The 11,651-nt window shown below is 64.6% G+C and carries 11 protein-coding genes; 2 read left to right on the forward strand and 9 right to left on the reverse strand.

Annotated elements, in window-relative coordinates:
- Positions 1-190: 190 nt before the first annotated feature.
- Genes EOA27_RS06830 through EOA27_RS06840 form a run of 3 tightly spaced genes read right to left on the reverse strand, consistent with a single transcriptional unit; the run spans position 191 to position 4,056 of the window.
- Positions 191-436, reverse strand: coding sequence for an AbrB/MazE/SpoVT family DNA-binding domain-containing protein (locus EOA27_RS06830; RefSeq protein WP_245463225.1), 246 nt, complete (start codon positions 434-436; stop codon positions 191-193).
- A gap of 57 nt (positions 437-493) precedes the next feature.
- On the reverse strand, positions 494-2,617 hold the full coding sequence (gene scpA, locus EOA27_RS06835) for a methylmalonyl-CoA mutase (protein WP_127255807.1): 2,124 nt from the start codon (positions 2,615-2,617) through the stop codon (positions 494-496).
- Positions 2,614-4,056: a methylmalonyl-CoA mutase subunit beta gene (locus EOA27_RS06840; protein WP_126078396.1), complete on the reverse strand. Its 1,443-nt coding sequence runs from the start codon at positions 4,054-4,056 to the stop codon at positions 2,614-2,616. The genes scpA and EOA27_RS06840 overlap by 4 nt, the downstream gene beginning before the upstream one ends.
- Positions 4,057-4,310: 254 nt before the next feature.
- Between EOA27_RS06840 and EOA27_RS06845 the strand changes: the two genes are divergently transcribed.
- Positions 4,311-5,834: a helicase HerA-like C-terminal domain-containing protein gene (locus EOA27_RS06845; RefSeq protein ID WP_126078395.1), complete on the forward strand. Its 1,524-nt coding sequence runs from the start codon at positions 4,311-4,313 to the stop codon at positions 5,832-5,834.
- 31 nt (positions 5,835-5,865) lie between these two features.
- On the opposite strand, the gene EOA27_RS06850 is transcribed toward EOA27_RS06845, so the two are convergent.
- The 6 genes from EOA27_RS06850 to EOA27_RS06875 form a co-directional block, all read right to left on the reverse strand.
- Positions 5,866-6,783 (reverse strand): MurR/RpiR family transcriptional regulator, encoded by a 918-nt coding sequence (locus EOA27_RS06850; protein WP_189343193.1) that lies wholly within the window; start codon positions 6,781-6,783, stop codon positions 5,866-5,868.
- 10 nt (positions 6,784-6,793) lie between these two features.
- Positions 6,794-7,852 carry a C45 family peptidase gene (locus tag EOA27_RS06855; RefSeq protein ID WP_127255809.1) on the reverse strand — a complete coding sequence of 353 codons (1,059 nt, stop codon included), beginning with the start codon at positions 7,850-7,852 and terminating at the stop codon, positions 6,794-6,796.
- Positions 7,842-8,570: a glutamine ABC transporter ATP-binding protein GlnQ gene (gene glnQ, locus EOA27_RS06860; protein WP_126078392.1), complete on the reverse strand. Its 729-nt coding sequence runs from the start codon at positions 8,568-8,570 to the stop codon at positions 7,842-7,844. The genes EOA27_RS06855 and glnQ overlap by 11 nt, the downstream gene beginning before the upstream one ends.
- Positions 8,567-9,223, reverse strand: a complete 657-nt coding sequence (gene glnP / locus EOA27_RS06865) for a glutamine ABC transporter permease GlnP (protein ID WP_126078391.1) — start codon at positions 9,221-9,223, stop codon at positions 8,567-8,569. Before glnP ends, glnQ begins: the two co-directional genes overlap by 4 nt.
- A gap of 71 nt (positions 9,224-9,294) precedes the next feature.
- Positions 9,295-10,047 (reverse strand): glutamine ABC transporter substrate-binding protein GlnH, encoded by a 753-nt coding sequence (glnH, locus tag EOA27_RS06870; RefSeq protein WP_126078390.1) that lies wholly within the window; start codon positions 10,045-10,047, stop codon positions 9,295-9,297.
- A 118-nt stretch (positions 10,048-10,165) separates the two neighbouring features.
- Complete coding sequence (locus tag EOA27_RS06875) at positions 10,166-10,993, reverse strand: 3-keto-5-aminohexanoate cleavage protein (RefSeq protein WP_126078389.1); 828 nt, start codon at positions 10,991-10,993, stop codon at positions 10,166-10,168.
- Between the two features lie 79 nt (positions 10,994-11,072).
- Between EOA27_RS06875 and EOA27_RS06880 the strand changes: the two genes are divergently transcribed.
- Positions 11,073-11,651, forward strand: a 579-nt coding sequence (locus EOA27_RS06880) for a MurR/RpiR family transcriptional regulator (protein WP_145970277.1), incomplete at its 3' end; no start/stop codon positions are given.

The raw sequence follows: 11,651 nt of genomic DNA on the forward strand, positions 1-11,651 counted from the left end.
GCACATTTCGGTCCAGGTAACGGCATGGATTCCAGGGTCTGCGCGCGTCGCTTCGCTCCTTGCTCCGCCCTGGAATGACGAGGTTCAGAAGCCTCCAGCTCATCGCCAGCGTTTACGCTGACTATCCCGGCGGATGTTGATAGCCTTGCCCTTAAAGCCTGCAATCTTTCGAAATCACTGTGTCGAGGAACTAGCCGTTAGCCAACGTTGAAAGCTTGCGCAGTGCAGCCTCGTATCTGTCCATGACGTCGCGAGCAGCGTTCATTTGCCGTTTGTGGTCGTCATGGCGGATTGGCTTTAGAATGAGGCCGTCGTCGCTTTCGATCATCTGGAGCTCGTCACCGACCTGAAGGTCCAGGCTGTCAAGCATTTCGCGTGGCAGCAGCAACGCTCCCGATCCGTCATCAAGCCCGTGGATAGTTGTCTTGAACATCATCGCGCCATGGTTGTGTCTATTTCCATAGAACAACCTTTCAGCCAAACCGGCAAGCCCTCATTGATCGGACAGCAACCGGTCCATCAGCCGGTTCGCCGCTTCCGGGATCACCGTCCCCGGCGGGAAAATCTCCGCAGCGCCCGCCGCCAGTACCGCGTCATAGTCCTGTGGCGGGATGACGCCGCCGGCGACGATCAGCATGTCGGCATGGCCGAGCTTCTTCAGCGCTTCCTTGAGCTCGGGGATCAGCGTCAGATGCCCGGCGGCTAAGGAAGAGGCGCCGATGATGTCGACGTCGTGCTGCACCGCAAGCTTCGCGATCTCGTCCGGCGTCTGGAACATCGGCCCGACGGTGACGTCGAAGCCCAGATCGGCAAAGGCGCTGGCGATCACCTTCTGGCCGCGGTCATGGCCGTCCTGGCCCATCTTGGCGACAAGGATGCGCGGCTTGCCGCCGGATTTCTTTTCGAACGCCTCGATCTTCTCCTGCAACCGGTCGAGCGCCGGGTTGTCGCCGAGCGCGTCGCGATAGACGCCTGAGATCGTCTGGACCGCAGCCGTATGCCTGCCGAACACTTTTTCCAGCGCCAGCGAAATCTCGCCGACGGTCGCGTTGGCGCGCGCCGCGCGGATCGCGAATTCGAGCAGGTTCTCGCCGCTCTCGGCGGCACGCGTCAGCGCCGCCAGGGCGTTTTCCAGGGCCGCCACATCGCGGGTGCCTTTGAGCCGCTGCAGCTTCGCCAATTGCCGGGCTTTCACCTCGGCATTGTCGATCTTCAAGACATCGACTTCGATATCCGTCGGCGGCCGGTGCGCGTTGACGCCGACCAGAATTTGCTCGCCGGAATCGATGCGCGCCTGGGTGCGCGCCGCAGCTTCCTCGATGCGCAGTTTGGGGATGCCCTTTTCGATCGCCGCCGCCATGCCGCCGAGGCTTTCGACCTCCTCGATATGGGCGAGCGCCCGCGCCGCCAGATCATGCGTCAGCCGCTCGACATAGGTTGAGCCGCCCCACGGATCGATCATGCGCGTGGTGCCGGATTCCTTCTGCAGGATGAGCTGCGTGTTGCGGGCGATCCGCGCCGACTGGTCGGTCGGCAGCGCCATCGCCTCGTCGAAGGAGTTGGTGTGCAGCGACTGGGTGTGCCCCTGCGTCGCCGCCATCGCCTCGATCATCGTGCGGGTGATGTTGTTGTAGGGGTCCTGCGCCGTCAGCGACCATCCGGACGTCTGGCAATGGGTGCGCAGCGACAGCGAGCGCTCATCCTTCGGCGAAAAGTTCTTCTGCATCAGGCTTGACCACAGCAGCCGCGCGGCTCTGAGCTTGGCGACTTCCATGAAAAAATTCATGCCGATCGCCCAGAAGAAAGAAAGGCGCGGCGCGAAGCGGTCGATGTCGAGCCCGGCGGCGACGCCGGCGCGCGCATATTCGATGCCGTCGGCGATCGTATAGGCAAGCTCGAGGTCGGCCGTCGCGCCGGCTTCCTGCATGTGGTAGCCGGAGATCGAGATAGAGTTGAACTTCGGCATGTGCCTGGAGGTGTAGGCGAAGATATCCGACACGATCCGCATCGAAGGTTTCGGCGGATAGATGTAAGTGTTGCGGACCATGAACTCCTTCAGGATGTCGTTCTGAATAGTTCCGGCCAGATCCTTCTGCGCGACGCCCTGTTCCTCCGCCGCCACGATGTACAAAGCCATGATCGGCAGCACCGCGCCGTTCATCGTCATCGACACGGTCATCTCGTTGAGCGGAATGCCGTCGAACAGTTGCCGCATGTCGAGAATGGAATCGATCGCGACGCCCGCCATGCCGACATCGCCGGCGACGCGCGGATGGTCGCTGTCATAGCCGCGATGCGTGGCAAGGTCGAAAGCGACCGACAGGCCTTTCTGCCCGGCCGCGAGATTTCGCCGGTAGAAGGCGTTGGATTCCTCGGCCGTCGAGAAGCCGGCATATTGCCGGATTGTCCAGGGCTGCTGGACATACATGGTGGGGTAGGGGCCGCGCACGAAGGGCGGCAGGCCCGGATAGGTATCGAGATTGGCAAGCCCCTTGAGGTCGCCCTGCGTGTAGAGGTGTTTTACGGCGATGCCTTCCGGCGTCATCCGCTGGCCCTTGAGCTCGACCGATGCGCGACGCGGCGCCGACCAGCCGATCTTGCTGAAATCCGGGATCATGATCCGGCTCCGATCGACTGATCGATGCGCACCGGAAACAGCGGCTCGCAGGTCGCCACGCCTTCCGTCAACGCCGGGCGCCGCTCCTGCGGCAGTGTCTCGACCGGGCGCTCCGTGCCGGCGCGGTACAGCGTCGTGCCTACAATGCCGCGTTCGCCGGCCCGGTAGGCGCCGTTGCGCTTGGCCGCCGCCGTCTGCACGCGGTTCTGGATATAGCCCTGCTGCAGGCTGGCGAGCACGCCGCCCTCGGCCTCGATGCGCTGGAATTCTTCCCAGGCAGCAGTGCAGAGATCGTCGGTCAGCGCCTCGACCGCGCCCGAGCCGCTGGCGGGGTCGGCGACTTGGCCGAGATGGCTCTCCTCGGCCATGATCAGCTGCGCGTTGCGGGCGATGCGGCGGGCAAAGCCGGCCGGCAGCCCATGCGCGATCGTGTGCGGCAGGATCGAGATCGAATCGGCGCCGCCGGTTGCCGCCGCGAAGGCCGCGATCGCCGTGCGCAGGATATTGGTCTCCGGGTCGGCCATCGTCATCATGCGGTAGGAGGTCTCGGCATGGATGCTGGCGGTCGAGGCCGGGATCGAGCAGGCTTCCTGGATGCGCGCCCACAGCTTGCGTAACGCCCGCACCTTGGCCATCGACAGGAACTGGTCCTGGTCGACGCTGAGCGCGAAGCCGATATACGGTGCCGCATAGACCAGCGGCTGGCGCGCCTTCTCGAACATCCTGAGATAGGACACGACCGAGGCCATCATCGTGCCGAGCTCCTGCGCCTCGGTGGCGCCGGCATTGTGGAAGACGCGGCCGTCGGCCTCCAGCAGCACGCCCGGCACGCCCATCGAGAAGAAATGCGCCAGCGACTGCGGCATCGATTCCTGCAGCGCCTCGATCGAGGTGCGCAGCCGTCCGGTGCCGGCGAAGATCGCCGCTGGGTCGATACCGAAGGACAGGTTTAGCTTGGTCGGATCGGAGCGGCGTTTGCTCAGGAAGGCGAGCAGCCAGTCGGCCACGGCGCGGCTCCAGGGATGGGCGTCGATGCGCACCTGCACGCGGTTGAGCGGCACGCCGTCGAGCACCCTTTCCAACGCTTCCGCGGTGCGCGGCAGGCCGTAGCCGAAGGCATTCGGCGCGCCCTCGAAGACAAGCGACAGGCCGGTGGCGCCATGGGCGATGTCTTCCAGGGCTTGCGCGCTGGCCCGGGCGATGTCCGGGTCGTCGACGCGCTGGCTGACGATCCAGGGCGTCGCCGGGTTTGTGCGCGGCCATGGATCGGCGGCCGTCGAGCGCTGGCTGAGCGGCTCGATGCGGATGCCGTCATCGGTACGGGAAACGAGCTTTTCCTCGAAGGAACCGCCGGCAAGGGCCTTCTCCGCCAGCGCCTGCCAACGCTTGGCATCCGGGTTCGGAAGGTCGACATCCCTGGTCATGGCGCCGGCGCCCATCGCTCTCCTCGCTTCTCGGCCGCATCAGCCGGGTCCAGCCAATCTAAGGTCGGGAACCGGATATCACAATGCGTTATCCGCCCGGGTTTTCCCGCGGCCAGCCAATCGATTGCCAAACATGCGCAAAATCCGCAAGCGCCAATGGCCAGATTCCGGGCCGCTCCCAAATCGATACTGGCCATTGCCGCATGCGACGCGCGTTACTATACCTCCGGGTGAGGCCCTTTGAGCGGAACAGATTGCGGAGACCGGACATGGTTGACGAGACCAGCATCTTCATCGGCGCCAGCCGCAAGCCCGACGATTCCTATCAGCGCGCCGAAGAGCTGCTGCTGCGCTACGGCAACCGCCACGGCCTCGTCACAGGCGCCACCGGCACCGGCAAGACGGTCAGCCTGCAGATACTGGCCGAGGGTTTTTCGAATGCCGGCGTGCCGGTGTTCTGCGCCGACATCAAGGGCGACCTTTCCGGCATATCCATGATGGGCGAGGCCAAGGATTTCCTGGTCAAGCGCGCCGGCGAGGTGAAGCTCGATCCCTACCAGTTCCAGGAATTCCCGGTCATCTTCTGGGATCTGTTCGGCGAGCAGGGCCATCCGATCCGCGCCACCATCTCCGAGATGGGGCCGTTGCTGCTCTCGCGGCTGATGAACCTCACCGAGGCGCAGGAAGGTGTCATGAACATCGCCTTCCGCATCGCCGACGAGGAAGGCCTGCTGCTGCTCGACCTCAAGGACCTGCAGGCGTTGCTCGCCAACATCGCCGAGCGCGCCGACGAGCTCAGCGCGCGCTACGGCAATGTCACCAAGCCTTCTGTCGGCGCCATCCAGCGCACGCTCCTGGTGCTGGAACAGCAGGGCGCCGCCAACTTCTTCGGTGAGCCGGCGCTGCGCATCGCCGACATCATGCGCACCACGCGCGATGGCCGCGGCGCGATCAGCGTGCTCGCCGCCGACAAGCTGATGATGAATCCCAGGCTCTACGCCACCTTCCTGCTCTGGCTGATGTCCGAGCTGTTCGAGGAACTGCCCGAGGTCGGCGATCTCGACCAGCCGAAGCTGGTCTTCTTCTTCGACGAGGCGCATCTTCTGTTCGAGGACGCGCCGAAGGTGCTCATCGATCGCGTCGAGCAGGTGGTGCGGCTCATCCGCTCCAAGGGCGTCGGCGTCTACTTCGTCACCCAGAACCCGCTCGATATCCCGGAAAAGGTGCTGGCTCAGCTCGGCAACCGCGTCCAGCACGCGCTGCGCGCCTACACGCCGCGCGAGCAGCAGGCGGTGCGCACCGCGGCCGAGACCTTTCGCCCCAATCCCGATTTCGATTGCGCCACCGCCATCACCCAGCTCGCCACCGGCGAGGCGCTGGTCTCGATGCTTGAGGACAAGGGCGTGCCGGCCATGGTCCAGCGCACGTTGATCCGGCCGCCGTCATCGCGGCTCGGCCCGATCACGACGGACGAGCGTCGCAAGATCATCGCCGAGAGCCCGGTCGCCGGCCAGTACGATCAGGTCGTCGATCGCGAATCGGCCTTCGAGATCCTGCAGAAGAAGACCAAGGAGGCGCAGGACGCCGAGGCGCAGGCACAGCAGCAGAACAGCGGCGGCTCGCGCTGGACCATTCCCGGATTCGACGATGTGCTCGGAACCGGCAACCGGCGGTCCTCCAACCGCCAGACGGTGGCCGAAGCCGCCATCAAGTCGGTGGTGCGCTCGGTCGGCTCCTCCGTCGGCCGCGCCATCGTGCGTGGCATCCTGGGGAGCCTCTCGCGAGGGCGGTAGGCACCGTCTCATTGTCAGTTGGCGGGTGTTTTCAGCCGACCTCGATGTTCATCTCGGCGATCAGCCGCTCGCGTCCGGCCAGCGAGCTCAGCGCCTTGTCGCCAAGCTCGCGGGCGACGAGGTTGAGCAGCGCTTCGCAAAACACGACATAGGCGCCCATGCTGTTCGAATAGAAGCTGCTGGCATGCGGGATGAAAAACGCATGCTGGGCTGGGGGAACAAGTGGCGAGGATCGGGAGTCGGTGATCGCGATCACCTTCTGGCCGTTTGCCGCAGCAATGCGGCCAACCTCGGCGACGCTGCGCGTATAGGGCGCGCAACTGGCCGTGATGACGACGTCGCCCGGCTCGAGCTGCGATAGCGCCTCGGCGACGCCGAGCCGAGGCGCATCGAGCAGAGCCACGTCCGAGCGTACCATGCCCAGGCAATAGGTGAGGAAGCTCGCAAGCGAATGGAACTGGCGGACGCCGTGCACGCGCACGCGGCGTGCGCCGGCCAGCAGCGCGGTCGCGCCCTTCAACGAAGCGCTGTCCAACTGGCCGAGGAAGCCGTCGACATTCGTCGCCGTTTCGCGCGCCAGCCGCTCGAAGACTTCGACCTCGGCGCCGCCCGCCGACGGCGTCGTCATCAGCCTTCCGGCCTGGCGACTGTAGAAATATTGCTGGTCGTCGGCGATCGCCTTGCGGAAGACGGCCTGGAAATCGCTGAAACCCTCAAAGCCGAGACGCTTCGCCAGCCTGGTCAGCGTCGACGGATTGATGCCGAACTGATCGGCGAGCTCCGAGATGGTGCGGACGGCCGACTGCTCAGGCGCCTCCACCAGCTTGGCGAAGACGTCATGCGCCTTGGAGCCGAGGGAAAAGCCTGCTTCGTCTCGGCCGACCGAGAGCGCCAACGTCCTCAGCTCCTCGATGGTGCGCGGCGGCTCCGCGACGGCTTCGTCTGGCATCGTTTCCCGTTCACCCCGTGACAGGGACCAGCCCATCCCGAATGTCGAAGCGCGCTGCTTCGTATGCCACATCGTAGACAGCCCACTCGACGTTGTCAGCCCCGACGCGGAAGACGGCGCTGGCAAGCGTGTTCTCGACATCGCTGTCGGCCGGGTCCGTGCGGTAGATCGGCAGCTCCGGGTCGGCCGCGTCCCACAAGATGCCGAGCGCACGGCGTTGCGGCTCGGGCTGAGGCGTCTGTTCCAGCAGCGCTTCGCCGCGTCGCTGGCGTACGCCGGACGAACCGGTGACGATCTGCGACATGCGCCCGGTGTCGGCATGGATCAAGTGGTTCGAGTGGACACGCGCCGATACGAGGCGATCAACCGACAGGGCCTGCGCGGTGAACTCGACGCTGAGCAGCCGCTCGTCGCCGGCCTGCGCCAGGGTCAGGTGAAAGGCGCCGGCGCGGGCCACCGAGTTGAGCAGGGTCAGCGCCGCGTCAAGGTCCGGTGCGTCGAGCACGGCGCGCGCCAGCACCATGCGCGGCGCCCCGGCGCCGCCGGCCAGCGGCCTGGTGTTGTTGACCGTCAGCACGAGCCCCGCCGACGTGGCAGCGAATGTGTGGCCGGGCAGCGAGCCGGGATAGACGAAGGCGGTGAATTGATTGCCGCCTCCGGACGTCACATGGGCCAGCGCGCAATGGCCGGCGAAATCCGGGTCGCCGTCCTCGTTGTGGCCGATGACATGCGGGGACCCCGGTAGCTGCACCGTCGTGCAGCCATCCGGCGCCATTGCCCAGATGTCACCGCGGCAGTTCCACAGGAAGACGTCGTCGAAAGCCAATTCAAGTCCGGCGGCGAGGCCCTGCAGCTCGGCCCAGTATCGGGGGAACCGCTCCCGCACGATCGTCGCCATCATGCCGATGCGTGGATCGGCGCGCCGAGCGTTTAGCTCGCGCCATGCGGCGGACGTCTGGAAATGGTCGTTGAGCGCCGCTCGGCCGAAGTGCCCGAGAGCAGCCCCGACGTCGTAGGGCGACCCCGAGACATCGATGAAGGAAAGCCGGCGGCCGGCGTCATGCGACATGCTGCAGAAACTCTTTCAAGCGAGGATTTTGCGGGTTTGCAAGCAGCTCCCGCGGTTCTCCGTCAACAGCGATCTTTCCGCCTTCCATGAAGATCAGCCTGGTCCCGACCTTGCGGGCAAAGGCCATCTCATGGGTGACAACGATCATCGTCATGCCTTCCTCGGCCAGCGCCTGCATCACGCGTAGCACTTCGTGCCTGAGTTCGGGATCGAGCGCCGAGGTCGGCTCGTCGAACAGCATCAGCTTCGGTTTGACGGCAAGCGCACGCGCAATGGCGACGCGCTGCTGCTGGCCGCCCGAAAGCTCGCTCGGATAGTGATGCGCCCGGTCGGCAAGGCCGACCTTGGCGAGCATTTCCAGCGCCTGCTTGCGTGCCTCCTGCCGCGTCTCGCCGCGCACGCGGAGCGGGCCGAAGGCGACGTTTTCCAGCGCCGTCATCTGCGGAAACAGGTTGAACTGCTGGAAGACCATGCCGGCTTCCTGGCGGATCAGGCGGACCTTGCGGCCGCCGGATTTGACGCTGATGCCGTCAACGACGAGGTCGCCGCCATTGATCTCCTCCAGCGCGTTGATGCAGCGAAGAAGCGTCGATTTGCCGGAGCCGGAGGGGCCGATCAGGACGACCTTCTCGCCGGCCTTGATCGAGAGATCGACCTGATCGAGGATGGTGACCTGGCCGAAGCGCTTGGTGACTTTGTTGAACGCCACGATGCTCACAGGATGCGCATCCTCTTTTCGGTCAGCCGCAGGATGAGTGTAAGCGTGCCGGTCATGATCAGGTAGAACATTGCCACGGCCGACCAGATCTCGACGGCGCGGAAGTTGGCCGCCATGATTTCCTGGCCTTGCCGGGTGAGCTCGCCGACGCCGATGACGATGAACAGAGAGGTATCCTTCAGACTGACGATGAACTGGTTGCCGAGCGCCGGAATCATGCGGCGGAAGGCAAGCGGGCCGATGATGTAGAAAAGCACTTTCCAGAACGGCAGGCCGAGCGCCAGGCCGGCCTCGCGTAAGCCGCGATGGACGGAAAGGAAGGCGCCGCGCACGATCTCGGCGATATAGGCGCCCGCATTGATGATGATCGCCATGATCGCCGCCGCCAGCGGATTGATGCGGACATCCGCCAGGATCGGCAGCGCGAAATAGATGAACATCACCTGCACGATGATCGGCGTGCCGCGAATGATCTCGACATAGACCATGGCGATGGCGTTGAGCACGATGTTGCCATAAGCGCGCGCCAACCCGGCAGCGAAGCCGATGACAAGGCCGCCGGCGAGACCGGCGAGCGCGATCAGCACGGTGAGGCGGGCGCCTTTAAACAGCTCGGGCAGGGCCTGCCAGATGACGGACCAGTCGAAATCCATGATGGCCATCCTTCAGGGAAGGCACGCCGGCCATGCCGGCGCGCCAGGAGATCCAACGGGAAACCGGTGGATCAGCTCTTCGGGGGCTCGGTGCCGAACCACTTCTTGTAGATGGCCTCGTAGGTGCCGTCGCCCTTCAGCTTGGCGATCGAAGCATTCACCTTGGCGACGAGCGGGCTGCCCTTCGGGAAGGCAATGCCATATTGCTGAGCCATCATCTGCGGGCCGACGGTCTTCACTTTCCCCTGGCCGTTGGTCTTGATGTAGTAGAGTACGTTCGGGGTGTCGTGCATGGCGGCGTCGGCGCGGCCGGTCGCGACCTCGAGATAGGCGTTGTCGCTGTTCGGGAACAGGCGCAGCTCCGTGCCCTTGAAATGCTCTTTGGCATAGTCGGTCGCCGACGTGCCGGTCTTCACGGCAAGCGTCTTGCCGACGAGATCGTCCGGACCCTTGATCGTGCTGTCGACCGGCACCATCAGAAGGAAGCCGCTGTCGTAATAGCCGTCAGAGAAGTCGATGACCTTCTTGCGCTCGTCCTTGATGGTGATGCCGGCCAGGCCGACATCGACCTGCTTGGTCTGCAGTGCCGGGATGATGCCGTTGAAGTCCATCGGCTGAAGTGTGTAGGTCACGCCGATATCCTTGGCGATCGCGGCCCACAGGTCGATGTCGAAGCCGACATATTTGTCGCCTTCCTTGAACTCAAACGGAACGAAGGCGGTGTCGGTCGCCACGATCAGGTCGTCGGCGAAGGCCGGTTGGCCGAAAGCGAGCGTTGCCGCGACGGCCGCGGCGGCGGTGAGGCTTGCGAGTGCGAACTTCATTTTCGGGTTCCCCTTTTTGTTGGATTGCTCAGCAAGCGTAACACCGTCGATCTGGAGGCGCAAATCAAAAATGCATGCTAATATAAAATGCACTTCATATTTGCACAATGCCGACGCATTAGGCATCCGACCACTGGCTTCGCAACGCGTCCGCGTCGGCGAGCGTGAGCCCGCAGGCTTCGACTGCCAGCCTTGTGGCCACGACGAGATCCTGGTTTCCGGAAGCCAGCGTCCCGTCAGGGAGAAAAAGATTGTTCTCGAAACCAACGCGTGCATGTCCGCCGAGCAGAGCAGCGGCCGTCACGCAGGCCGCTTCCTGGTCGCCGAAGGCACAGACCATCCAACGCCTCGCCGCGGGGATGCCGGGCGCCAGGAAGGGGAGCAGGTCGGCGGGCTGCGACGTCTGCCCGAACGTGTAGCGGCCGAGGACATAGAGAACCGGCAGATTGTCGAAGGGGATCAGGCCGCGACCCGCCAGCGCCGCGAAATAGCTCGCCTCCTCGGGCGTATAAAGGATGATCTGCGGCGTGACTTTTTCCACGCGCAGCGTTTCGAGAAACGAGGCGAAGGTCGCTTCATGTGTTGGGTCGGGCACGAGTTCGCGCAAGGCAAGCGAAACCGCCTCTGGCTGCGTTTCCAGCACCACCCGCATCTGCTCTTCGGGCCGATAGAGGCCCAGCGCCTCGCTGGTGATCTGGAGAACGAGCCTGTCGCCGACGCTGGCCCTGATCGCCGCGGTCGCGGCCCGATAGGCATCGGCGTCGAGCAGATGGCGTCCGTCGCGGTCGCGGACATGGACATGGATCATGGCGGCGCCGGCCTCGAGCGAGGCGGCGGCCACATCAGCCAACTCATCTGGGGTGATCGGCAAGGCCGGGTGATCGGCTTTGGTGCGCCGGCCGCCATTTGGCGCTACTGCGATGACGACGCGATTTTGGTTCGGCATCGACTGCTCCATTTGTTGCATAGTGATAATTTATGCAACATGTATTGCATGATCATGCGTTCGCGTCTATCGTCGTGGCATGATCCGCGCGCCGCTTACCGATGCCATTGTCGAGGCCTTCGACAGTCTGCCCTCGCAGTTGCAGGACGCTGCCCGCTATCTTCTGGACAATCCCGAGGACGTCGCGTTGTTGTCGATGCGCGAGCAGGCGCGCCGCGCCGGCCTGCAGCCCTGGACGATGGTGCGTCTCGCCAAGCGGCTGGGCTTCGAAGGCTACGAGTCGCTGCGTTCGCTTTATGCCAATGCCATGCGGCAGGGCGAACTCGGCTTCGCCGGCAAGGCGAACACTCAGCTAGCGCACCAGCAGGAGGTTGGCGACCGGGCGTTGGCCGGCGAGATGGTGCGGTCGCTGGCGGAGCAGATCGCAGGGCTTGGCGAGCCCGAACAGCTCGACGCGCTAGCCACGGCGGCCGAGCGGCTCTACACAGCACGCCGAATATTCTGCCTCGGCCTGCGCTCCAGCCATCCGGTCGTTGCGCATTTTTACTACGTCATGTCCTTCCTCGGCGAGAAGGCGGTAATGCTGGACGGTGCCTCGGGAACTGGCACCGACGCCATCCGCCTCGCGACCTCACAAGACATCCTGTTCGTGGTCAGC

It is taken from the genome of Mesorhizobium sp. M2A.F.Ca.ET.037.01.1.1 (assembly GCF_003998075.1).
Taxonomy (GTDB): Bacteria; Pseudomonadota; Alphaproteobacteria; order Rhizobiales; family Rhizobiaceae; genus Mesorhizobium.